Here is a 23,769-nt window from a genome sequence, read left to right on the forward strand (position 1 = left end):
GGCAACATAAAATTGTCGGCGGCCAGTTTTTGTTATGGCAAGAAAAAAGCCCGTCGATGGACGCCGGGTAAAAAATTACGGGACTATGATGAATCAATTCTTCCGCATGACTCGCGCCGTTTCTCTGGCTGCGGCGCTGTTACTGGGTTTGTGCAGTGTCGCTTTCGCCGATGAGAGTGCGCAAACACCCGCTTCCGGGCAGGAAACACAATTAAAACAAGCCGTTGAAAATATGCAGCGAGCCAGCATTCACGGCCCGCATAAAATTGATCTTGGTAATCAGGCGATCCTGAACCTACCGGAAGGCTTCGCCTATATTCCGCCACAACAGGCAGCGGTATTTATGCGCGCGCTGGGTAACCATGTTGATAACAACTCATTTTATGGTCTGGTATTTAGCAATGATATTTCTGGCTTTGTTTCTATTGAATATGCCGGCGCCGGTTATATCAAAGATGACGATGCCAAAGACTGGGATGCCGACGAACTGCTGAGTAATTTGCAGGAAGGGACTAAAGCGGGCAATAAAGAGCGTAGCGAAAAAGGTATCCCGCCAATTGAAGTATTGGGTTGGGTAGAAAAACCCACCTACGAGGCGGCCTCGCACCGCTTGATTTGGTCTGCGGCTATCCGCGATATTGGCAGCAACGTGCCGGAAAAAGACCAGGGGGTTAACTACAACACTTACCTGCTGGGTCGCGAAGGTTATCTGTCATTAAACCTGGTGACCGATCGCGGCACCGTTGAGCAGGAAAAACCGCTCGCCAAAACGTTACTCGATGCCGTGAGCTTTAACGACGGCAAAAAATACAGCGACTTTAATGCCTCTACCGACAAGATTGCCGAATATGGCCTGGCAGCGCTGATTGGCGGCCTGGCGGCGAAAAAATTGGGCTTGCTGGCACTTATCGGTGTGACGTTGCTGAAATTCTGGAAACTGGGTCTGATAGCCGTAGCAGCATTCGGTATGGGTCTGAAAAAAATGCTGTTTCGCAAAAAAGCCGAGTAAACCATGAGCATGCTCTTAATGCTGCTTAAAGGAGCAAGCCTCGGGAAGTTTTTTCTTTCCGGGGCCACCATGCTGCTGTCGATTGCAACCTATGCGCTTGCCTTCGGCTGGCCTTATGCGACAGGGTTTGTGGTGCTGCTGTTTTGCCATGAGCTGGGGCACTATCTGGCGGCGCGTCAACGCGGGTTAGCAACGGGATTACCGATGTTTATCCCCTTCGTGGGTGCATGGATCGCGTTGAAAGATGAGCTACCAGATGCGGAAACCGAAGCCTGGGTCGGCGTTGCCGGCCCGCTGCTCGGCTCACTGGCCGCCCTGGGGTGCTACTATCTGGCAGAGTATTTCCACAGTTCACTGCTGATGGCGGTGGCCTATTCAGGTTTTGTGCTTAATCTGTTTAACTTGATCCCCGTGCCGCCGCTGGATGGCGGGCGCATTACGGTCGCCATCTCGCGCAAGATCTGGTATTTAGGCATTCCTGTACTGTTAGGTTTCTTTTACCTTCACCCGAGCCCGCTGTTACTGCTGGTGTGCTTTCTTGCGGCATCGCAAATCTGGGCGCGGCGCCATGATCAACCAAATATCGACACGCTGACCCCTGGCAAACGTCTGGAATATACGCTTTTGTACTTTGGGCTGATTGCCTGGCTCTCCCTGATGACTTATAACCTCCACGAGGCGTTATCCGGCTTTCGCTGACGCCGCCTGCGTTGCTGCACCGCAGTGACACCATTTTAAGACTTTTTACTTGCGTCGGACGAACCCCGCTATTGCGGGGTTTTTCTGGCGTTTACCCCACAAACCGGCTAGCAGAAAATTGAGTGTAAACGATTCCACTAATTTATCCCATGTCACAGTTTTCACCTCTCTGTTATGCTAAGGTTTATTCATATCAAATGCTTTATGGAGGGAATTATGCGAGTTCTGGTTACAGGTGGTAGCGGTTACATTGGAAGTCATACCTGCGTCCAACTGCTGCAAAACGGCCACGACGTTATCATCCTCGACAATCTCTGTAACAGTAAGCGCAGCGTGCTCAATGAGATCGAGCGCTTTGGCGGAAAAGCTGCGCTGTTTGTCGAAGGCGACATTCGCGATGAAGCGCTGCTCGCAGAGATCCTGCACGATCACGCCATTGAAGCGGTGATTCACTTCGCCGGGCTGAAAGCCGTCGGCGAATCCGTGGCGAAACCGCTGGAGTATTACGACAACAATGTGAACGGCACACTGCGCCTGATTAACGCCATGCGCGGAGCGAATGTTAAAAACTTCATTTTCAGCTCCTCCGCCACTGTTTACGGCGATCAGCCAAAAATTCCTTATGTGGAAAGCTTCCCGACTGGCACGCCGCAAAGCCCGTACGGCAAAAGCAAACTGATGGTGGAACAGATCCTCACCGACCTGCAAAAAGCGCAGCCGGAGTGGAGCATTGCGCTGCTGCGTTACTTCAACCCGGTTGGCGCACATCCGTCAGGCGATATGGGTGAAGATCCGCAGGGCATCCCGAACAACCTGATGCCGTATATCGCCCAGGTTGCAGTGGGTCGCCGCGATTCGCTGGCTATTTTCGGTAGCGATTACCCAACGCCAGATGGCACCGGCGTGCGTGATTACATCCACGTGATGGATCTGGCAGACGGCCATGTAGCCGCCATGCAACAACTGGCCGGTAAACCGGGCGTGCATATTTACAATCTCGGCGCGGGCGTCGGCAGCAGCGTGCTGGATGTGGTAAACGCCTTCAGTAAAGCTTGCGGCAAACCGGTGGCCTGGCACTACGCACCGCGCCGCGAAGGCGATCTCCCGGCCTACTGGGCCGATTCCAGCAAAGCCGATAAAGAGCTGAACTGGCGCGTAACCCGTACACTTGACGAAATGGCAGAAGATACCTGGCGCTGGCAGTCACGCCACCCGCAGGGCTATCCCGATTAAAGGAATGGTAATGACGCAATTTAATCCGGTCGATCACCCGCATCGCCGTTACAACCCGCTGACCGGCCAGTGGATCCTGGTTTCTCCGCACCGCGCAAAACGCCCCTGGCAAGGGGCGCAAGAAACGCCTGCGAAACAAACCCTGCCGGCACACGATCCGGACTGTTTCCTCTGCCCAGGCAATACCCGCGTAACCGGAGATAAAAACCCGGATTACACCAGCACATATGTGTTCACCAACGATTTTGCCGCGTTGATGACCGACACGCCGGATGCGCCGGTTAGCGATGATCCGCTGATGCGCAGCCAGAGTGCGCGCGGCACCAGCCGGGTGATTTGTTTCTCGCCGGATCACAGCAAAACGCTGCCGGAACTAAGCGTCAATGCGCTGGAATCAGTTGTAAAAACCTGGCAACAGCAAACCGCCGAGCTGGGTCAGCAGTATCCGTGGGTACAGGTATTTGAAAACAAAGGTGCGGCCATGGGGTGTTCCAACCCGCACCCGCATGGACAAGTTTGGGCCAACAGCTTCCTGCCAAATGAAGTCGATCGTGAAGACCGTCTGCAACGCGACTATTTCGCGCAGTATCAGTCCCCGATGCTGCTGGACTATGCAAAGCGCGAGCTGAACGATGGCAGCCGTACCGTAGTAGAAACCGACCACTGGCTGGCAGTGGTTCCCTACTGGGCGGCATGGCCGTTTGAAACCTTACTGCTGCCGAAAGCGCATATGCAACGCATTACTGATTTAAGCGATGAACAGCGCCACGATTTAGCGCTGGCATTGAAAAAACTAACCAGCCGTTATGACAACTTGTTCCAGTGCTCGTTTCCCTACTCGATGGGCTGGCACGGCGCACCGTTTAACGGTGAAGAGAATGACCACTGGCAACTGCACGCGCATTTCTACCCGCCGCTGCTGCGTTCCGCCACGGTGCGTAAATTTATGGTCGGCTATGAAATGCTGGCCGAAACCCAGCGTGACCTGACGGCAGAGCAAGCCGCAGAACGCCTGCGCGCAGTCAGTGATATCCATTTTCGCGAATCCGGAGAATAACAATGAGTCTGAAAGAGAACACACAATCCCTGTTTGCTGAAAAATTCGGCTACCCTGCCACCCATACCATTCAGGCTCCGGGTCGTGTGAACCTAATTGGCGAACATACCGACTATAACGACGGTTTTGTTCTGCCGTGCGCCATTGATTACCAGACGGTCATTAGCTGCGCACCGCGTACTGACCGCATCGTTCGGGTGATCGCTGCCGATTATGACAACCAGAGCGATGAGTTCTCGCTGGATGCGCCGATTGTGACTCACGACAGCCAGCAGTGGTCAAACTACGTGCGCGGCGTGGTGAAACACCTGCAAAAACGCGATGCCAGTTTTGGCGGCGCGGATCTGGTCATCAGCGGCAACGTACCGCAGGGCGCGGGTTTAAGTTCATCGGCCTCGTTGGAAGTGGCAGTCGGTACCGTGTTCCAGCAGCTTTATCATCTGCCGTTGGACGGCGCGCAAATTGCGCTCAATGGTCAGGAAGCGGAAAACCAGTTTGTCGGCTGTAACTGCGGCATCATGGATCAGCTTATCTCGGCGCTGGGCAAAAAAGGCAGCGCCCTGCTGATCGATTGCCGCTCGCTGGGCACCAAAGCGGTGTCGATGCCAGAAGGCGTAGCGATTGTCATCATCAACAGTAACTTTAAACGCACATTGGTTGGCAGTGAGTACAACACGCGCCGCGAGCAGTGTGAAACCGGTGCGCGCTTCTTCCAGCAAAAAGCGCTGCGCGACGTTAGCATCGACCAGTTCAATGCAGTGGCACATGAGCTGGATCCGCTGGTCGCTAAACGCGTGCGCCACGTGCTGACCGAAAACACCCGTACTGTAGAAGCCGCGACAGCGCTGGAGAAAGGCGATCTGCAACGCATGGGCGTGCTGATGGCCGAATCTCATGCTTCAATGCGTGATGATTTTGAAATTACCGTCCCGCAGATCGATACGCTGGTTGAGATTGTCAAAGCGACCATCGGTGACCAGGGCGGCGTACGCATGACGGGCGGCGGCTTCGGCGGCTGTGTTGTCGCACTGGTACCGGAAGCACTGGTACCGGCGGTGAAACAGGCAGTAGAAAGCCAGTACGAAGCTAAAACCGGTATCAAAGAAACCTTCTATGTTTGCAAACCTTCACAGGGAGCAGGACAGTGCTAAACGAAGCTTCTGCAGCAGCCCCGGACGGGCTGCCCTTTCGCCTGATCACCCTGCGCAATAGCGCCGGGATGGTGGTGACATTGATGGACTGGGGCGCGACGCTGTTATCCGCGCGCGTACCGTTAAAAGATGGTTCCGTGCGTGAAGCGCTGCTGGGCTGCGCCACACCGGAACACTATTTACAACAATCGGCGTATCTGGGCGCGTCGGTAGGTCGTTACGCCAACCGTATCGCCAAAAGTCGCTTCACGCTGGATGGTCACACCTTTACGTTGACGCCAAGCCAGGGTGAAAATCAGCTGCATGGCGGCCCGGAAGGGTTCGATAAACGGCGTTGGTTGATAGAGCGGCAGAATGATGACGAAGTGGTCTTTGTTCTAAATTCGCCGGATGGCGATCAGGGATTCCCGGGTAACGTTCATGCACGGGCGCATTTCCGCCTCGGTGACGATAACCGGCTCGCCATTGAATACCGTGCAACCACCGATAAACCGTGCCCGGTCAATCTGACTAACCACGCTTATTTCAACCTTGATGGCGATCAGTCAGATGTTCGCAACCACACGTTGCAACTGCTGGCGGATGCCTACTTGCCTGTTGATGAGATGGGCATTCCGACTGACGGGTTAAAAAACGTTGAGCGGACCAGTTTTGATTTCCGCACACCGAAAACCGTGGCGCAGGATTTTCTGGCCGAGGACGATCAACGCGTTGTGAAAGGTTACGATCACGCGTTTTTATTGCAGGCAAAAGGCGATGTCAGCCAGCCCGCCGCGCATCTGTGGTCAGCGGATAAACAGCTGCAAATGACGGTATATACCAGCGCGCCTGCGCTCCAGTTCTATTCCGGTAATTATCTGGAAGGAACGCCAGCGCGCGGTGGCAAAACCTATAATGCGTGGCAAGGACTGGCACTGGAGAGCGAATTTTTGCCTGACAGCCCGAACCGCCCGGATTTCCCGCAGCCGGACTGCTTCTTACTTCCCGGCGATGTTTATGTCAGCCTGACGGAATACCACTTTATTGCGCAGTAATAATCCCCCCGCCCTCCGTTTGGAGGGCTTTTTCTACCCGCTTTGCTGAAATAAGCGCCACTTGTCGACAAAACCATAACCCCCGATTCACAAGCACCTTACACTCGGCGGCTATTTTCGCTATGGTTATGGGTAACCGTTGCCGGGAGCATCTTCACGGCAATATAATGAGAATTGTTATCATTCAATCAGGCTCACAGGAGTAAGTGTATGGCTGTTACTAAGCTGGTTCTGGTTCGTCATGGCGAAAGCCAGTGGAACAACGAAAACCGCTTCACCGGTTGGTACGATGTTGATCTGTCTGAAAAAGGCGTTGGCGAAGCGAAAGCGGCAGGCAAACTGCTGAAAGAGGAAGGCTACACCTTCGATTTTGCTTATACCTCGGTGCTGAAACGTGCCATCCATACGCTGTGGAACGTGCTGGACGAGCTGGATCAGGCATGGTTACCGGTAGAGAAAAGCTGGAAACTCAACGAGCGTCATTACGGTGCGCTGCAGGGTCTGAACAAAGCTGAAACCGCTGAAAAATACGGTGACGATCAGGTTAAACAGTGGCGTCGCGGCTTTGCTGTGACTCCGCCAGCGCTGACCAAAGATGACGAACGTTTCCCGGGCCACGATCCGCGCTACGCAAAACTGACCGATGCCGAGCTGCCGCAGACCGAAAGCCTGGCGCTGACCATCGATCGCGTCATTCCTTACTGGAACGACACCATTCTGCCGCGCCTGAAAAGCGGTGAGCGCGTGATCATCGCCGCTCACGGTAACTCCCTGCGCGCGCTGGTGAAATACCTCGATAACATGAGCGAAGAAGAGATCCTCGAACTGAATATCCCAACTGGCGTGCCGCTGGTCTATGAGTTCGACGAAAACTTCAAACCGCTGAAACACTACTACCTGGGTAATGCGGATGAGATCGCCGCGAAAGCTGCTGCGGTAGCGAACCAGGGCAAAGCGAAGTAAGTTTTCGCCCATAAAAAAAGCGTGGAGCCCTCCACGCTTTTTTATTTGTGCAACCGTTAACTGCGTCGCGTTTTTACCGCCGCCGCAAGTTGGCGCAAAAGAGTTTCAGTGTCTTCCCAACCGATGCAGGCGTCGGTAACACTTTTACCGTATACCAGCGGTTCACCGCTCTCCAGGCTCTGGTTGCCTTCCACCAGATGACTTTCAATCATCACACCGATAATGGCTTTTTCACCCCCGGCGATCTGCTGGCAAACATCCGCGCCCACTTCCATCTGTTTCTTGAACTGTTTACTGGAGTTGGCATGGCTGAAGTCGATCATTACCTGCGGCTCCAGCCCCGCTTTCTGCAGGCCAACTTTTACTTCCGCAACATGTTTTGCGCTGTAGTTCGGCTCTTTACCACCGCGCAGGATAATATGGCAGTCACCGTTACCGGCGGTGTTCACAATGGCGGAGTGGCCCCATTTGGTGACGGATAAGAAGCAGTGCGGCGCACCTGCGGCGTTAATCGCGTCAATGGCGACTTTAATCGTGCCATCGGTGCCGTTTTTGAACCCCACCGGGCACGAGAGACCGGAAGCCAGCTCACGGTGCACCTGAGATTCCGTCGTTCGCGCGCCAATCGCCCCCCAGCTCATCAGATCGGCCATGTATTGCGGGGTGATCATATCGAGGAATTCCCCCGCCGCCGGTAAACCGCTGTCGTTGATTTCCAGCAGCAGCTTACGCGCAATACGCAAACCGTCGTTAATCTGGAAGCTATTATCCATGTGCGGATCGTTAATCAGCCCTTTCCAGCCCACCGTGGTACGCGGTTTTTCAAAGTAAACGCGCATAACGATTTCCAGATCGCCTTTAAGTTCTTCCCGCAGTGCCAGCAGACGCGAAGCGTACTCTTTCGCCGCCGCAGGATCATGAATGGAACACGGTCCGATAACCACCAGCAGACGATCGTCATTACCGCGCAGGATCTTGTGAATCGCTTTGCGGGCATGTGAGACCGTGTTGGCGGCGGTTTCAGTGGCGGGGAATTTTTCAAGGAGTGCTACAGGAGGTAATAACTCATTGATCTCTTTAATGCGTAAGTCGTCGTTCTGATAATTCATGTTCGTTCCAGTCTGGCCATACTTTTTTTGATGAATGCAATCTTTCCAATCTATCTCGTCAGCCGCGAAGTGTAAACGCGATTTTACACTTCAGCCGGATAATTCCTGGAATACGGGCAAATTGCGTTAAAAAGTAGCGAGTGGAGATATCAGCACTACACTTTTTAACTGTTAACACTTTTATTTTTCGTTTTATCGCTATTCCATGCTGCCATATTGCACAGGAATGGCATCTTAAACCACTGAGCGTGATAATTCGTTCGCGCTGCTTTTACTGGCCTCAAGGGCGGTAAAAACGACCGCAACAGGAGCATCATGATGAAAATGAATAAATTAGCGACACTTTTACTAACGACGACGCTGACGTTCGCAGGTGGCGCAGCTTACGCTGCCGATGCAGCATCTTCCAACGACAGTAACGGCGATGCCAATGCCGCAGCGGCTGCGGGTCAACCGGCACCGGACGCAAAACAGAATGTTGCGCCAAACAACGTGGATAACAGCCAGATTAACAACGGTAGCATGAATACCAATTCGACCACCCATCACAGCGCAAAGCAGCATATGAGCAAAGATGAGGTGCATAAAAACACCATGTGTAAAGACGGTCGCTGCCCGGATGTGAATAAAAAGGTTGAAACCGAAAGCGGTAACAACCATAGCGTCGATAAGAAAACCGATGGCACAACACAGTAAAATCCGGTGCATAAACGACCTGGGAGAGCTTCGGCTCTCCTTACTTTTTTCTCTCCGATCTCCCCCGCAAACTGAAAAATCTGTAATGATGTAAGGCGTTAAAATAATTACAAGGAACGACCCGCCCATGGCGCATTCACACTCGCATACTCCCGCTGATGCCAACGCCCGCCGCCTGTTGCTGGCCTTTGTCGTTACCGCTGTTTTTATGGTTATCGAAGTGGTTGGCGGCCTGGTGTCCGGCTCTCTGGCGTTGCTTGCCGATGCCGGCCATATGCTGACCGACGCCGCTGCGCTGCTTTTTGCGTTATTAGCGGTCTATTTTGCGCGCCAGCCACCCAGTGCGCATCGCACGTTTGGCTGGTTGCGTCTGACCACGCTGGCGGCGTTCATAAATGCACTGGCGCTGGTGCTGATTACCGTATGGATTGTCTGGGAAGCGATTCAGCGTTTCACCCATCCGCAACCCGTTGCAGGTTTGACCATGATGGTTATCGCGATTGCGGGACTTGTGGCCAATGTGCTGGCATTCTGGTTACTGCACCGGGGGAGCGAAGAGAAGAACCTCAATGTCCGCGCCGCCGCGCTGCATGTGCTGGGTGACTTACTGGGTTCTGTTGGTGCCATCGCTGCAGCGCTGGTGATTTTGTTCACTGGCTGGACACCGATTGACCCGATACTCTCGGTGCTGGTTTCTGCGCTGGTGTTACGCAGTGCATGGCGGCTAATGAAAGAGAGCGTTAACGAACTGCTGGAAGGTGCGCCGGGCTCGATGGATATTGGCGCGTTGCAGCGACATCTGAGACGCGCTATCCCTGAGGTTCGCGATGTTCATCACGTACATGTCTGGCTGGTCGGCGAAAAACTGCTCATGACGCTGCATGTACAGGTGATCCCACCGCGCGACCATGACAAGTTGCTGGGTGAGATCCACCACTTTCTGGCGCATCATTATGAGATAGAGCATGCGACGGTGCAGATGGAGTACCAGCCCTGTAGTGGGCCAGATTGCCATCTGGGCGAGACGCAGCCTGACCACCACCATTCACACTCACATTAATGCGAAAGCGCGTGAGAACCCCGCTCACGCGCGCTATTAATCCACATCCTGCTGCCGTTAAGGGCGATAAAGGTCAGGATCAGATATTCCAGTGACATCGCCCAGACGCCCTGCAGCGCGAAGATCACCACGCTTATCACGTTAATCACCACCCAGAGCAGCCAGTTCTCAACGTATTTGCGCGTCATCAGGATCATCGCCACGATGGAGAGCACCATCATGCTGGAGTCCCAGAACGGGAACGCATCGGGCTGCAATTGCGGCATGACCACGTTCAGCCCCAACGCTTGCATGACGGCAACGGCGATTTTCGTCAGGAAAGCAAAGACCGGATCGATAAAAAAGGTCATCAAGCCTATCACTACCACACATACCGCCAGCCAGCTCATCGCTTTGGGTAACGGCAGCCAGCGGATTTGCAATTCAGCTTCATTCTGCGAGGTTTGCCGCGACCAGGCATACCAGCCGTAAATATTGGCGGCAAAGAAAAACAGCTGCAGCAGTAAGCTGGCATACAGTTGGATCTGGAAGAAAATAATCGCAAACAGCGTGACGTTGATCAGACCAAACGCGTAATTGCTGATCTTCTCAAGGCTGGCAAGCCAGATGCACAATAAGCCTGCCAGTGTGCCTGTGGCTTCAATCCATGACAGATCGTACCCGCCAGTGCCAATCGGAATATGCACCAGGATATTCTGTGTACTAAAAAAATCCATTCTTTCCCCACAGCGTATTGCTACGCATTGATTATTCACTAAGAACGTAGTGTAGCCGCAAAATCCAGCATGCGGTTAAGCGGCAACAGCGCGCCTTCACGCAGCGCGGCATCAACGTGGATTTCATGCTCCGCACCACCGTTTTCCAGGCTTTCAGCGATCGCTTTTAGACCGTTCATCGCCATCCACGGACAATGCGCGCAACTGCGGCACGTTGCTCCCTCTCCTGCCGTAGGCGCTTCCAGCAACTCTTTTTCCGGCACGGCTTGCTGCATTTTATAAAAGATACCGCGATCGGTCGCGACGATAAGTTCCTTATTTGGCAGCGTTTTTGCCGCGGCAATAAGCTGACTGGTTGAGCCGACAGCATCTGCCAGGTTCACGACTGACTGCGGCGATTCTGGATGCACGAGGATGGCAGCATCAGGATAAAGCGCTTTCATGCGCGTTAGCGCTTGCGTTTTAAATTCGTCATGTACGATGCACGCGCCCTGCCAGCACAGCACATCCGCGCCGGTCTGTTTTTGTACATAGTTGCCAAGATGACGATCCGGAGCCCAGATAATTTTCTCGCCAAGGCTGTCGAGATGCTCGATCAACTCCACCGCAATACTTGAGGTCACAACCCAATCGGCACGCGCTTTCACAGCCGCAGAGGTGTTGGCGTAAACCACCACGGTACGATCCGGGTGTGCATCGCAAAAAGCGCCGAACTCCTCGATTGGGCAGCCAAGGTCAAGCGAGCATTCCGCATGCAATGTCGGCATCAGGATGGTTTTTTCCGGGCTGAGGATTTTGGCGGTTTCCCCCATAAAACGTACGCCTGCTACCAGCAGCGTTGAGGCGGAATGTCTGGCACCAAAACGCGCCATCTCCAGCGAATCAGAGATGCAGCCGCCGGTTTCTTCCGCCAGTTGCTGAATTTCCGGATCGGTATAGTAGTGCGCAACCATCACCGCATCTCGCTCTTTGAGCAAGCGCTTGATTTTCTCGCGGTAAAACTGCTTCTCGTGCAGGTTTAGCGGTGTGGGTTTTGGCGGAAACGGATAGATTGCAGTTTCAGGATCAAACATTACGCTCATCATGCTTACTCGTTTTGCTTGCTTAACTTAATTACCAGAACAATGCGAATGTGTGACGTCATTAGCGCACTGGTGTTTTATATACTAAACAAGATAGCTGATTGAGCAAAAAATGTCGTGGGAAATTTTGCGAGAGAGTGGAAAGCAGAAAAGGGCCGCTAGCGCCGTTTTTACATTGGTGGATCGTGGAGGATGACTCTCTTTGCTCGCCCTGCGTGCCAACGCTGCGCGTTGTTCAAAATTGTTCCCGACAATTTTGTCGAATCTTTAAGTTGAACAGATAGCAAAAAAGCGCCTTTAGGGCGCTTTTTTACATTGGTGGGTCGTGCAGGATTCGAACCTGCGACCAATTGATTAAAAGTCAACTGCTCTACCAACTGAGCTAACGACCCTTTCGGGATTGTTCTTCGAAGTTAACCAGCACCAACGTGATGTTAAAGTGGTGGGTCGTGCAGGATTCGAACCTGCGACCAATTGATTAAAAGTCAACTGCTCTACCAACTGAGCTAACGACCCATACGGGTAGCGACTTCGAAGATAATTTTATTATGACCACATTAAGTGGTTGATCGTGCAGGATAGTTCGGTTTTAGCCGGACGCTACTGACGCAACGTTATCCTTCACGTTTAACATCATTACAGGGATGTTAAATTGGTGGGTCGTGCAGGATTCGAACCTGCGACCAATTGATTAAAAGTCAACTGCTCTACCAACTGAGCTAACGACCCGAGTGGTGGGTGATGACGGGATCGAACCGCCGACCCCCTCCTTGTAAGGGAGGTGCTCTCCCAGCTGAGCTAATCACCCGATATTACGCTGGATACTACTTTAAGCGGTATTCGTGAGGATGCTTAGGCTTTGCCCGGCCCAAGGGCCGTTGCTACGCAACGCTATCCTTCACGCTTAACATCTTCGCCAGGATGTTAAAGTGGTGGGTCGTGCAGGATTCGAACCTGCGACCAATTGATTAAAAGTCAACTGCTCTACCAACTGAGCTAACGACCCACTTTCGCATTGCTTCAGGTCTGTGTGATATCCCTTGGCAACGGCGGCATATATTACTGATTTAAGAACTCAGCGCAACAACAATTTCGATGTATATCACTTAACTGCTTATGATTCATGCGACAAGACCAGAAAAAGCTCGATTTCTGGTCTTGTGGTATGCATTACATCGAACCAAGACGTTTTTGCGCTTGTTTCGCACCCTCGGTGCCAGGGTATTTACTGACCACCTGCTGGTAGACCGCCTTCGCTTTTGCTGCATCCCCTTTGTCTTGCATAATCACACCGACCTTGTACATAGCGTCTGGCGCTTTAGGCGACTTCGGAAAATTTTTCACCACTGAAGCGAAGTAATAAGCAGCATCGTCTTTTTTACCCTTGTTGTAATTCAACTGGCCGAGCCAGTAGTTGGCATTCGGTATGTAGGTTGAATCAGGATACTTTTTGACGAAATTCTGGAATGCAGCGATAGCATCTTCCTGGTGGGCTTTATCCTGCACCAGCGCAACCGCCGCATTGTAATCGGTATTAGCATCACCGCTTTGTACGGGCGCGCCACTGGTTGTCGCCCCCGTATTTGCACCAGCATCCGCTGCCGGAGCCTGCGTTGCCGCACCGCTCTGATCGCCGGACGTCTGCTGCGTCTGTCCCGCCGCACCGCCACTGCTAAGATTGCCTATCTGCTGCAAAATTTGCTGTTGGCGTTCAACCACCTGGTTCAATTGATACTGATTTTCCTGGATTTGCCCACGAAGCGTATCAATATCGGCCTGATTATCGGAGAGTTGTTGCTGGAGTTGAGTTAAAAGCTGGCTGTGAGCATTGGAAATACGCTCGAGTTGAGTGACGCGGTCTTCGACCGAGCCTGAGCCGACACTACTGATTGGCGCCTGAGCATTAGCGGCCCAGGGGGCCGCTATGCCAACCAGTAACGACAGACTCAACAGATGATGTCTGAAGTTACTGCTCATGCAATTCTCTTAGTAAACCAGTACGGCGCGACGGTTTTTAGCGTAAGCCGCTTCGTCGTGACCCAGTACTGCAGGTTTTTCTTTACCGTAAGAAACGATGGAGATCTGGTCAGCGGAAACGCCTTTACCCTGCAGGTACATTTTAACGGCGTTAGCACGACGTTCGCCCAGGGAAATGTTGTATTCCGGAGTACCACGTTCGTCAGCGTGACCTTCAACGGTAACTTTGTAGGACGGGTTGCTACGCAGGAAGTTAGCGTGAGCATCCAGCATCGCTGCGAAGTCAGAACGGATGTCATACTTGTCCAGATCGAAGTAAACAATGTTGTTCTGCTGCAGCTGTTGCATTTGCAGACGCGCTTGTTCTTCGGAGGACATGTTGCCGCTACCGTTCATGCCAGTGCCAGCACCCATCATGCCTTCGCCGCTCTGGTCACTTGCATTCTTGTGAGAAGAACATGCAGCGATCGCCATTACAGGCAGAGCCAGCATCAGGCCTTTCAGCACTTTGTTCAGTTGCATTTCTTTGATTCCTTTATAATCAATTATTTATTATTACAGATACGGAGACCAGGCAGGGAATTTAACCTGTCCATCAGTCGCCGGAATACGCGCTTTGAAACGCCCATCTGTAGAAACCAGATTCAGCACGGATCCCATCCCCTGAGAAGAGCTGTAGATTACCATTGTGCCGTTTGGTGCCAGACTTGGCGTTTCATCCAGGAACGTTGACGTCAGAACCTGTACGCCACCCGCTTCCAGATCTTGTTTAGCGATGTGCTGCTGACCACCGTCAGAGCTAACCATCACCATAAATTTGCCGTCGCTGCTGATATCCGCGTCCTGGTTCTGCGAACCCTGCCATGAAATACGCTGCGCTGCGCCGCCATTAATACCCACTTTATAAACCTGCGGACGCCCAGCCTGGTCAGAGGTGAAAGCCAGTGTCTGGCTATCAGGGAACCAGGTCGGCTCCGTGTTGTTGCTGCGACCATCGGTCACCTGACGGATCTGGCCAGAGCCGATATCCATGACGTAAATGTTCAGGCTACCGGTTTTCGACAGTGCGAATGCCAGTTTAGAACCGTCCGGAGAGAACGCCGGCGCACCGTTGTGACGCGGGAACGAAGCAACCTGACGCACACTGCCATTAGCGAGTGTCTGGATAACCAGTGCAGAACGGCCGCTCTCAAACGTCACGTATGCCAGTTTGGAGCCATCTGGTGACCATGCCGGAGACATCAGCGGCTGCGGAGATTTATGCACCAGGAACTGGTTGTAACCATCATAGTCGGAAACGCGCAGTTCATACGGGAACTGGCTGTTCGCCGTCTGCACAACGTAAGCGATACGAGTACGGAACGCACCTTTAATGCCGGTCAGTTTCTGGAATACTTCGTCACTGGCAGCGTGAGCGGCGTAACGCAACCACTGTTTGTTCACTTTAAAGGAGTTTTGTGCCAGTACGGTTCCCGGTGCGCCACCGGTATCCACCAGTTGGTAAGCAACATTGTAGCTGCCGTCAGGATTCGGGGTCACCTGGCCGACAACCACTGCATCAATGCCCAGCGCTGACCATGCGGCTGGCTGTACTTCCTGAGCGCTACCCGGCTGCTGCGGCAGACGTGAACGATCGAGTGGATTGAATTTGCCGCTGTTGCGCAGATCCGCAGCAACGATACCGCCAGCATCCTCAGGCGCAGCGCCAGGACCACCCCACTGGAAAGGCACGACGCCGATCGGGCGTGCCGAGTCCACCCCCTGGGTGATCTCGATACGTACTTCTGCGTGCAGCACAGCTGCCCACAGCATCAGAAAACCAAATGCAACACGTAATGCCTGCTTCATCATATCTCCCTTATCCGGGCGGAAAACCCGCGATAATTTAGCAGAATTTTAACAAACTCAATAAGACAAAACTACCCGCGTCAGGACACCTTCTGCACGATCACCCCCGCAGATTGCGAGGGAAAGTGTACCTTAAGGTTTAAAGTCCAGCGGCGCATTTTTGAACACTTCGTATACAGCCTGGCTTGGCGGTTTCGGCATTTTTGCCTGTCGCGCTGCAGCAAGTGCAGCCTGGCAAAGCGCCGGATCGCCACCTTCCGACTGAATATCTAACAGCATACCGTCTGGCGCCAGTTTGACACGTAACGTACAGGTTTTCCCCGCATAGGAGGAGGCGTCATAGAAGCGGCTTTCGATAGCCGATTTAATCTGCCCTGCATAGTTATTGATGTCTGCACCGGACGCGCCATTGTTCTTAGTGTTACCAGAACCGGCGGGCGCTGCATTACTCCCTTTCGCTCCACCACCCGTTTTCGGTGCATTCTTACCGGAGCTTAAATCGCCAAACAGATCGTCAACGCCAGCGGCATCCGCTTTCTGTGCTGCCGCTTTCTTGGCTGCTGCGGCCTTCTCTGCAGCCGCTTTTTTGTCGGCTGCCGCTTTTGCCGCCGCGGCTTTCTTCTCAGTGGCGGCTTTTTCCGCTGCTGCTTTCTCAGCGGCAGCTTTTTCAGCGGCGGCCTTCTCTGCTGCAGCGGCTTTTTCAGCCGCTGCTTTCTCGGCGGCGGCTTGTTTAGCCGCTTCAGCCTGCGCTTTCTTCGCGACTTCCGCTTCGGCTTTTTTCTTCGCATCAGCAGCTGCTTTCGCGGCTTCCGCTTCGGCTTTTTTCTGTGCGTCAGCGGCCGCTTTCGCGGCTTCGGCTTCCGCTTTTTTCTGTGCGTCGGCAGCCGCTTTCTTCGCCGCTTCTTCCGCTGCTTTTGCCTGCGCGTCAGCTTTTACTTTTGCGTCAGCGGCAGCTTTCGCGGCAGCCTCTTCAGCTTGTTTTTGCTGCTGTTGAGCCTGTTTTGCCGCCTCTTCCGCTTTTTTCTGCTGTTCAGCCTGTTCGCGTGCTGCTTCTTGCGCCTGCAAACGTTCCTGCTCCAGCTGTTTTAAATGCTCCTGCTCGGCAGCCTGTTTTTCACGCAGTTCTTCCGCTTGCTGTTGCGCCTGTTTTTCACGCTGCTCTTTAGCGCGCTGCGCACTGGCTTGCTGCTGCTGTTGGCGATTGTAATTTTCCACCACAGCGCCCGGATCGACCATCACCGCATCAATCGCAGAGCCACCGCCGCCGCCTGAAGAAGCATCAATATGCTCATCAAACGAGCTCCAGATCAGCAGCGCCACAAGGATTACGTGCAGCACAGCCGAAATGATTATTGCTCGCTTAAGCTTGTCGTTTTGTACGGTTGCCTTTGACACTCTCGGTTCCCAAAAACTGTCCGCCTGTTAAGCCGGTGATCAGATAGGCTGCGTCATCAAGCCGACTGATTTCACACCCGCGCTATGTAACAGGTTCAGCGCTTTAATGATTTCATCGTACGGCACATCTTTCGCCCCGCCGATTAAGAACACGGTTTTCGGATTGGACTGCAGGCGACGCTGCGCTTCCGCAATCACCTGCTCCGGCGGCAGTTGATCCATACGATCTTTTTCCACCACCACGCTGTACTGTCCAACACCGGAAACCTCAATAATGACCGGAGGGTCGTCATTGGTGCTGACGGTTTGCGACTGTGTCGCATCCGGCAGATCAACCTCAACGCTTTGCGTAATGATCGGTGCCGTCGCCATAAAGATCAGCAGCAGCACCAACAACACGTCCAGTAACGGTACGATGTTGATTTCAGACTTGAGGTCACGACGGCCTCGTCCACGCGATCTGGCCATGGCTTACTCCTTGTTGCTGTCGCTGCTGGCAAATGCCTGGCGATGCAGAATAGCCGTGAACTCTTCCATAAAGTTGTCGTAATTCAGTTCCAGTTTGTTCACGCGCTGGTTCAGTCGGTTGTAAGCCATAACCGCTGGAATAGCAGCAAACAGACCGATGGCTGTTGCGATCAACGCTTCGGCGATACCTGGCGCAACCATTTGCAACGTCGCCTGCTTCACCGCCCCCAGCGCGATAAAGGCGTGCATGATCCCCCATACCGTACCGAACAGACCAATATACGGGCTGATAGAACCCACGGTACCAAGGAAAGGAATGTGGTTTTCCAGCGTTTCCAGTTCGCGGTTCATCGAAATACGCATCGCTCTTGATGCCCCTTCAACAATCGCTTCTGGCGCGTGGCTGTTAGCGCGGTGCAGGCGAGCAAACTCTTTGAAACCGCTATAAAAGATTTGTTCCGAACCGCTTAGATTATCGCGGCGTCCCTGGCTTTCCTGATACAAACGAGACAGTTCAATACCAGACCAAAACTTGTCTTCAAAGGCTTCCGCTTCACGCCCTGCTGCGTTGAGAATGCGCGTTCTCTGGATGATGATTGCCCAGGATGCGATAGAAAAACCAATCAAAATCAACATGATAAGTTTGACCAGAAGGCTAGCCTTCAGGAACAAATCAAGGATGTTCATGTCAGTCACTGCTTAAACTCCGCGACAATAGACTTGGGAAGCGCACGAGGCTTCATTAAGAGTGGATCAACACAGACAATTAGCACTTCAGCTTCGTTCAGCACTTTATTCTCTGCGTTGACAATCCGCTGCGAGAAAACCATCGAGGTCCCGCGCATTGATGTAACTTCCGTTTGGACTTCGAGCATGTCGTCGAGTCTGGCGGGTGCAAAATACTCCAGCGTCATTTTGCGTACCACGAATGCAACGCGCTCAGCCAACAGAACCTGTTGGCTAAAGTGATGGTGGCGCAGCATCTCAGTGCGGGCTCTTTCATAAAAAGCAACGTAGCTGGCGTGGTAAACCATGCCACCGGCATCGGTATCCTCGTAATAGACCCGAACCGGCCATCGAAACAGCGTTGTATTCACTTTACATCCCGGTAATGCAAAAAAAGTTAGAGCTTTTAAACTTCGCTACTATACGCGCGGGCAAGAGGCTTTGGAATGGGTTGAGGTAAACAGAGAGTAAAAATTTATGGGCTTTTGCAAGCCCATGAGGATAACGGATATTTCTTATTCAAACGAAGAAAAAAACAAGTCCCGCAAGCAGGGCCAGAAAAGCGACTGGCGGGCAGAAAAAAACCTGCCAGTGAAGCGCGCGCGGGCGAAAGCCGACACCGTGAACAACACCGGCGCATACCGCCCACATTAATAACAGCCCGTGCCAAATCTCCAGCTCGCTGGTTTTGGCCGCGAAACGGGAGGGATCCCAGAAGATACAGCCCGCCAGCAGTAATGCCATTATTAAGGAAAGGGCCCTTAACGGGCCCTTATCCATTACCGCATACAGGTTTGCGATAATTTTTTCCATCAGTGTTCTTCTTTCCCGGCTTTGGTCGCTTCAACATGTTCCAGCGCCAGCGCGGTAATCACTCCAAAAGCACAGGCAAGAAGCGTTCCTAAAATCCATGCGAAATACCACATATTCTGCTCCTTACTTAGTACATAGAGTGGGTGTTGCTTTCAATGTGCTCTTTGGTGATGCGACCAAACATTTTCCAGTAACACCAGGTGGTGTACAGCAGAATGATCGGCACAAAGACCAACGCCACATAAGTCATCAGGTTCAACGTCAACTGAGTCGATGTCGCATCCCACATGGTCAGGCTTGCTTTCAGCATGGTGCTTGACGGCATGATGAACGGGAACATGGCGATACCAGCAGTCAGGATGATGCACGCCAGCGTCAGTGAAGAGAACACGAACGCCCAGGCGGCTTTATCGAGACGCGCCGTCAGCACGGTCAGCAGTGGCAACACCACACCCAGCGCCGGCACAAGCCACAGCACAGGCATGTTGTTGAAATTGGTCAGCCAGGCTCCAGCCTGTACCGCCACTTCTTTGGTTAACGGGTTAGACGCTGCGTGATGATTCATCACGGAAGTCACCACGTAACCATCGATACCGTAAACCACCCATACACCGGCCAATGCAAAGCAAACCAGTGTAACCAGCGCAGCAATCTGTACCGTTGCACGAGCACGCAGATGCAGTTCGCCGACGGTACGCATTTGCAGATAAGTCGCGCCCTGGGTCAGGATCATCGCCACGCTCACCACGCCTGCCAACAGACCAAACGGGTTCAGCAACTGGAAGAAGTTACCGGTGTAGAACAGGCGCATATCGTTATCGAGGTGGAACGGCACGCCTTGCAGCAGGTTACCGAATGCCACACCGATCACCAACGGCGGTACAAAGCTGCCGATGAAGATGCCCCAGTCCCACATGCCACGCCAGCGCATATCTTCAATCTTCGAGCGGTAGTCAAAACCAACCGGACGGAAGAACAGTGAAGCCAGCACCAGGATCATCGCCACATAAAAACCGGAGAAAGCGGCAGCGTAAACCATCGGCCAGGCAGCAAACAACGCGCCACCGGCGGTGATCAGCCAAACCTGGTTACCGTCCCAGTGCGGCGCGATGGAGTTGATCATCACGCGGCGTTCGGTGTCGCTACGACCGAGCACGCGGGTCAGCATACCCACGCCCATGTCGAAGCCATCGGTGACCGCAAAACCAATCAGCAGAATGCCAACCAGCAGCCACCAGATAAAACGTAATATTTCATAATCAATCATTTGACGACTCCTGTCTTAGCGTGCCGGCTGAGAAGCCACGGTGGACTGCTCGTAGTGATAGCGACCTGTTTTCAAACTGCTCGGCCCAAGGCGAGCAAATTTGAACATCAGGAACACTTCCGCCACCATAAACAGCGTATAAAGGCCGCAAATCAGAATCATGGAGAACAGCAGATCGCCAACGGTCAGCGATGAGTTCGCAACTGCGGTCGGCAGCACTTCACCAATCGCCCACGGCTGACGGCCGTACTCTGCAACAAACCAACCCGCTTCAATAGCAATCCACGGCAGCGGGATACCATACAACGCAGCGCGCAGCAGCCATTTTTTCTCACCGATGCGGTTACGAATCACGGTCCAGAAAGAAGCACCGATAATCAGCAGCATCAGTACGCCAGCGGCCACCATCAAACGGAACGCGAAGTACAGCGGTGCAACGCGTGGGATAGAGTCTTTAGTCGCTTGCTTGATCTGCGCTTCTGTCGCGTCAGCCACATTCGGCGTATAGCGTTTCAGCAGCAGGCCATAACCAAGATCTTTCTTGATGTTATTGAACTGGTCACGAATGGCCTGATCGGTAGAACCTGCGCGCAGTTGCTCCAGCAACTGATACGCTTTCATACCGTTACGGATGCGCTCTTCATGCTGCACCATCAGATCTTTGAGACCAATAACCGGGGTATCAACAGAACGGGTCGCGATGATACCCAGCGCGTATGGGATCTGGATAGCAAATTTGTTTTCTTGCTTATCCTGATCCGGCACGCCAAACAGGGTAAACGCCGCTGGTGCAGGCTGAGTTTCCCATTCTGCTTCAATCGCAGCCAGTTTGGTTTTTTGCACGTCGCCCATTTCGTAACCGGATTCATCACCCAGCACGATAACAGACAGCACCGCAGCCATACCGAAGCTAGCAGCGATAGCAAAAGAGCGTTTAGCAAAAGCGATGTCGCGCCCACGCAGCAGGTAGTAGGAGCTGATGCCAAGAATGAAGATCGCGCCACAGGTATAACCAGATGCCACAGTGTGAACGAATTTCACCTGTGCAACCGGGTTAAGTACCAGTTCAGCGAAGCTCACCATCTCCATGCGCATGGTTTCAAAGTTGAAATCAGAAGCAATCGGGTTTTGCATCCAGCCGTTTGCAACCAGAATCCACAGTGCGGACAAGTTAGAGCCAAGAGCCACCAGCCAGGTCACTGCCATGTGCTGTACTTTGCCCAGACGATCCCAACCGAAGAAAAACAGACCTACAAACGTTGACTCGAGGAAGAAGGCCATCAAACCTTCAATGGCCAGCGGCGCACCGAAGATATCCCCAACATAATGGGAATAGTAAGACCAGTTAGTCCCGAACTGGAACTCCATGGTCAGACCGGTAGCCACGCCCAGTGCGAAGTTGATACCAAACAACTTGCCCCAGAACTTGGTCATATCTTTATAAATCTGTTTGCCGGAGAGGACGTAGACCGTTTCCATAATTGCCAGCAGAAACGCCATACCAAGCGTCAGTGGCACAAACAGAAAGTGGTACATCGCGGTCAAGGCAAACTGTAAGCGCGACAGTTCGACTATATCTAACATTATGACTCCTTGCTCATCGCATGAAGACTCCGAGAGTAAACCCCGTTAGCGAAGGTTCACACGCATGCCCCAATACAAAATTGCTGCACTGTTTTATTCACATCACATAAAGCGTGACAATGAATGAAAAAAGTTACAACCAGGTTAATAAAAAACTCGAATTGATCTCACGCATATATTACTCCGTAAAACCCTTACAATAAAAAGGTTTTTATTGAGTTAGTTTTACGTTTTTCGACAGTGATCAATTTATAGTGAATTTACTACTTTTGCACCAATTTGATCGGCGACAATTTAACGATTTTCAGCTTCTTTTCCAAGCTTTTAAATATTGATTTAAATCAATTTTATTCGGTATTGTTAATTTTGTATCCGATGTATAACCGCAGTAAAAACATTGTTAACAGCATGTTCATTTTAACGCCATCCATGGTTATCAATCGGCGGTTAAAGATAAATAATGGCGACTTTATTTAACGTTTATCATTCATGTAAAAAATGGGACAACCGTGGCATCTGAAGGGTGTCGTAGAATTAAAACGGGTGTTTATCTTGTTTATTTTACAATTATTTCACTTACGCGATTATCAGACTTAACACCGCTCAGTGATTATTCTTACTATTTCCTGGCACACGAATACCCTTTTATTTTACAGGTTATTATTGACAAGCATCCAGCGCCGGGATGCGACCCAGACGATAAGCGCCAGCAAAGTTACTGCTGCGCCAAGCAAACAAACCCCCTGCCAGCCGAAAACAGCATACACCGCCGTCGTTGCCATCGCGCCCAACCCGCTGCCGATGGCGTAAAACAGCATATATAACGCCACCAGTCTGCCGTGCTGAGATGCGTCGGTACGCAAAATCAGGCTTTGATTTGTGACATGTAAGGCCTGCCCGCCGAGATCGAGCAAAACAATGCCCACGATCAGCAACGGTAAAGAGTATTCCAGCCGTGACAGCGGCCACCACGCCAGAAGTAGCAAGAGGAGCGCCAGCATACTTGTGCGCTGCGCATTACCGCGATCTGCTTCGCGCCCGGCTTTTGCTGCCACCAGCGCGCCCGCAACGCCCGCCAGGGCAAACAAGCCAATTACCGTATGGGAGAAACCAAACGGTGCCGCACTTAACGGCAGCACCATTGCGCTCCAGAAAATATTAAAGGCGGCAAACATCAACAACGCCAACACACCACGGATTTGCAGGACGCGATCCGTACGTAGCAGCCCCAGCATCGAGGCCATCAAACGCAACCAGCCGACAGAAATCATCGTGCTGCGCATGACGGGTAACCGGCGCCAGAGCAGTAGCAATAACACCAGCATCAGCGATGCTGAGAGGCCATAAACCGCTCGCCAGCTTGCTAAATCGCTAATAACCCCTGCAAAAATCCGCGCCAGCAGTAGGCCGATAAAAACACCACCTTGCGCTGCGCCCACTACCCTGCCCCGCTCTTGGTCGTTTGCAATACTGGCCGCGCTGGCAATCAACCCTTGTGTCATTGCCGTGCCAAGTAACCCTGTCGCCAACATGCCGAAAAGCAACATCGCAGCCGATTGCGCCAGCGCGACAACGGCAAGCGCAACCACCAGCGCCAGCAACTGCACCAACAATAACCGGCGTCGCTCAACAAGATCGCCCAGTGGCACTAACAGCAGTAATGCCAGCGCCGATCCCACTTGTGTTGCCGTCACTACACCGCCGACAGCCGCCTGGCTGATCCCAAAGCTTTGCGCCAGTGCATCCAGCAATGGCTGCGCGTAATAGACATTCGCTACACATAAACCGCTGGCTATCGCAAACAGAGCGATTAAACCACGTGGCGTTGCCTGCGTATTTTTATTCATAGCCTCAACCTGGTTGCAAAGTGAAACTGGTTGAA

24 protein-coding genes and 5 tRNA genes are annotated in these 23,769 nt (G+C 52.7%); 9 read left to right on the forward strand and 20 right to left on the reverse strand.

Features of this window, described 5'->3' with window-relative positions; translation table 11 throughout:
- Positions 1-88 precede the first annotated feature (88 nt).
- From ACFX4O_RS02180 to gpmA, 7 genes are all read left to right on the forward strand, one after another.
- Entirely contained in the window at positions 89-1,009 is a 921-nt protein-coding gene (locus tag ACFX4O_RS02180) for a DUF2167 domain-containing protein (RefSeq protein WP_380207625.1), read from the forward strand.
- A gap of 3 nt (positions 1,010-1,012) precedes the next feature.
- Entirely contained in the window at positions 1,013-1,708 is a 696-nt protein-coding gene (locus ACFX4O_RS02185) for a site-2 protease family protein (protein ID WP_380206981.1), read from the forward strand.
- Between the two features lie 216 nt (positions 1,709-1,924).
- Positions 1,925-2,941 (forward strand): UDP-glucose 4-epimerase GalE, encoded by a 1,017-nt coding sequence (gene galE, locus ACFX4O_RS02190; RefSeq protein WP_131406322.1) that lies wholly within the window; start codon positions 1,925-1,927, stop codon positions 2,939-2,941.
- 10 nt (positions 2,942-2,951) lie between these two features.
- Positions 2,952-3,998: a galactose-1-phosphate uridylyltransferase gene (gene galT, locus ACFX4O_RS02195; protein ID WP_380206982.1), complete on the forward strand. Its 1,047-nt coding sequence runs from the start codon at positions 2,952-2,954 to the stop codon at positions 3,996-3,998.
- Between the two features lie 2 nt (positions 3,999-4,000).
- Positions 4,001-5,149 carry a galactokinase gene (gene galK, locus ACFX4O_RS02200; protein WP_380206984.1) on the forward strand — a complete coding sequence of 383 codons (1,149 nt, stop codon included), beginning with the start codon at positions 4,001-4,003 and terminating at the stop codon, positions 5,147-5,149.
- The gene (galM, locus tag ACFX4O_RS02205) at positions 5,143-6,183 is read left to right on the forward strand and encodes a galactose-1-epimerase (RefSeq protein ID WP_380206986.1); all 1,041 of its coding nucleotides are present in this window, start codon (positions 5,143-5,145) and stop codon (positions 6,181-6,183) included. The genes galK and galM overlap by 7 nt, the downstream gene beginning before the upstream one ends.
- A 210-nt stretch (positions 6,184-6,393) precedes the next feature.
- On the forward strand, positions 6,394-7,146 hold the full coding sequence (gene gpmA, locus ACFX4O_RS02210) for a 2,3-diphosphoglycerate-dependent phosphoglycerate mutase (protein WP_131406318.1): 753 nt from the start codon (positions 6,394-6,396) through the stop codon (positions 7,144-7,146).
- A 56-nt stretch (positions 7,147-7,202) separates the two neighbouring features.
- Here the strand turns inward: gpmA and aroG are convergent, their stop codons facing one another.
- The gene (gene aroG / locus ACFX4O_RS02215; RefSeq protein ID WP_380206988.1) at positions 7,203-8,255 is read right to left on the reverse strand and encodes a 3-deoxy-7-phosphoheptulonate synthase AroG; all 1,053 of its coding nucleotides are present in this window, start codon (positions 8,253-8,255) and stop codon (positions 7,203-7,205) included.
- 318 nt (positions 8,256-8,573) lie between these two features.
- Here aroG and ACFX4O_RS02220 point away from each other — a divergent pair, with 318 nt between their 5' ends.
- Together ACFX4O_RS02220 and zitB are read left to right on the forward strand one after the other, a co-directional pair.
- On the forward strand, positions 8,574-8,951 hold the full coding sequence (locus ACFX4O_RS02220) for a protein YbgS (protein WP_380207626.1): 378 nt from the start codon (positions 8,574-8,576) through the stop codon (positions 8,949-8,951).
- Between the two features lie 127 nt (positions 8,952-9,078).
- The gene (zitB, locus tag ACFX4O_RS02225) at positions 9,079-10,011 is read left to right on the forward strand and encodes a CDF family zinc transporter ZitB (RefSeq protein WP_131406316.1); all 933 of its coding nucleotides are present in this window, start codon (positions 9,079-9,081) and stop codon (positions 10,009-10,011) included.
- Here zitB and pnuC read toward each other — a convergent pair.
- The 19 genes from pnuC to ACFX4O_RS02320 form a co-directional block, all read right to left on the reverse strand.
- On the reverse strand, positions 10,008-10,727 hold the full coding sequence (gene pnuC, locus ACFX4O_RS02230; RefSeq protein ID WP_380206991.1) for a nicotinamide riboside transporter PnuC: 720 nt from the start codon (positions 10,725-10,727) through the stop codon (positions 10,008-10,010). The genes zitB and pnuC overlap by 4 nt on opposite strands.
- Before the next feature lie 38 nt (positions 10,728-10,765).
- Positions 10,766-11,809: a quinolinate synthase NadA gene (gene nadA / locus ACFX4O_RS02235; RefSeq protein ID WP_380207627.1), complete on the reverse strand. Its 1,044-nt coding sequence runs from the start codon at positions 11,807-11,809 to the stop codon at positions 10,766-10,768.
- Positions 11,810-12,125: 316 nt separating this feature from the next.
- Positions 12,126-12,201, reverse strand: a tRNA-Lys gene (locus ACFX4O_RS02240).
- A gap of 48 nt (positions 12,202-12,249) precedes the next feature.
- Positions 12,250-12,325 (reverse strand) — tRNA-Lys (locus ACFX4O_RS02245).
- Positions 12,326-12,462: 137 nt separating this feature from the next.
- Positions 12,463-12,538, reverse strand: a tRNA-Lys gene (locus ACFX4O_RS02250).
- 3 nt (positions 12,539-12,541) lie between these two features.
- Positions 12,542-12,617 (reverse strand) — tRNA-Val (locus tag ACFX4O_RS02255).
- Between the two features lie 122 nt (positions 12,618-12,739).
- Positions 12,740-12,815, reverse strand: a tRNA-Lys gene (locus tag ACFX4O_RS02260).
- A 164-nt stretch (positions 12,816-12,979) separates the two neighbouring features.
- Positions 12,980-13,786, reverse strand: coding sequence for a cell division protein CpoB (gene cpoB, locus ACFX4O_RS02265; protein ID WP_131406314.1), 807 nt, complete (start codon positions 13,784-13,786; stop codon positions 12,980-12,982).
- Between the two features lie 9 nt (positions 13,787-13,795).
- Positions 13,796-14,308 carry a peptidoglycan-associated lipoprotein Pal gene (gene pal / locus ACFX4O_RS02270; protein WP_017455955.1) on the reverse strand — a complete coding sequence of 171 codons (513 nt, stop codon included), beginning with the start codon at positions 14,306-14,308 and terminating at the stop codon, positions 13,796-13,798.
- A 33-nt stretch (positions 14,309-14,341) separates the two neighbouring features.
- Positions 14,342-15,634, reverse strand: a complete 1,293-nt coding sequence (tolB, locus tag ACFX4O_RS02275; RefSeq protein WP_017455954.1) for a Tol-Pal system beta propeller repeat protein TolB — start codon at positions 15,632-15,634, stop codon at positions 14,342-14,344.
- 132 nt (positions 15,635-15,766) lie between these two features.
- Positions 15,767-17,029: a cell envelope integrity protein TolA gene (gene tolA, locus ACFX4O_RS02280; RefSeq protein ID WP_380206994.1), complete on the reverse strand. Its 1,263-nt coding sequence runs from the start codon at positions 17,027-17,029 to the stop codon at positions 15,767-15,769.
- Between the two features lie 39 nt (positions 17,030-17,068).
- Positions 17,069-17,497, reverse strand: coding sequence for a colicin uptake protein TolR (gene tolR / locus ACFX4O_RS02285; RefSeq protein WP_017455952.1), 429 nt, complete (start codon positions 17,495-17,497; stop codon positions 17,069-17,071).
- 3 nt (positions 17,498-17,500) lie between these two features.
- Positions 17,501-18,193, reverse strand: a complete 693-nt coding sequence (gene tolQ, locus ACFX4O_RS02290) for a Tol-Pal system protein TolQ (protein ID WP_017455951.1) — start codon at positions 18,191-18,193, stop codon at positions 17,501-17,503.
- Positions 18,190-18,594, reverse strand: a complete 405-nt coding sequence (gene ybgC, locus ACFX4O_RS02295) for a tol-pal system-associated acyl-CoA thioesterase (protein WP_017455950.1) — start codon at positions 18,592-18,594, stop codon at positions 18,190-18,192. The genes tolQ and ybgC overlap by 4 nt, the downstream gene beginning before the upstream one ends.
- Positions 18,595-18,742: 148 nt before the next feature.
- Entirely contained in the window at positions 18,743-19,036 is a 294-nt protein-coding gene (gene ybgE / locus ACFX4O_RS02300) for a cyd operon protein YbgE (protein WP_380206997.1), read from the reverse strand.
- The gene (gene cydX, locus ACFX4O_RS02305; RefSeq protein WP_004100325.1) at positions 19,036-19,149 is read right to left on the reverse strand and encodes a cytochrome bd-I oxidase subunit CydX; all 114 of its coding nucleotides are present in this window, start codon (positions 19,147-19,149) and stop codon (positions 19,036-19,038) included. The genes ybgE and cydX overlap by 1 nt, the downstream gene beginning before the upstream one ends.
- Before the next feature lie 14 nt (positions 19,150-19,163).
- On the reverse strand, positions 19,164-20,303 hold the full coding sequence (gene cydB / locus ACFX4O_RS02310) for a cytochrome d ubiquinol oxidase subunit II (RefSeq protein WP_131406311.1): 1,140 nt from the start codon (positions 20,301-20,303) through the stop codon (positions 19,164-19,166).
- A 15-nt stretch (positions 20,304-20,318) separates the two neighbouring features.
- A complete protein-coding gene (gene cydA / locus ACFX4O_RS02315; RefSeq protein WP_017455947.1) occupies positions 20,319-21,887 on the reverse strand; it encodes a cytochrome ubiquinol oxidase subunit I in 1,569 nt (522 codons plus the stop codon).
- 650 nt (positions 21,888-22,537) lie between these two features.
- Positions 22,538-23,734, reverse strand: coding sequence for an MFS transporter (locus ACFX4O_RS02320; RefSeq protein ID WP_380207000.1), 1,197 nt, complete (start codon positions 23,732-23,734; stop codon positions 22,538-22,540).
- Between the last annotated feature and the right edge of the window lie 35 nt (positions 23,735-23,769).

This window comes from Kosakonia sp. YIM B13571 (genome assembly GCF_042788095.1).
GTDB lineage: Bacteria > Pseudomonadota > Gammaproteobacteria > Enterobacterales > Enterobacteriaceae > Kosakonia > Kosakonia quasisacchari.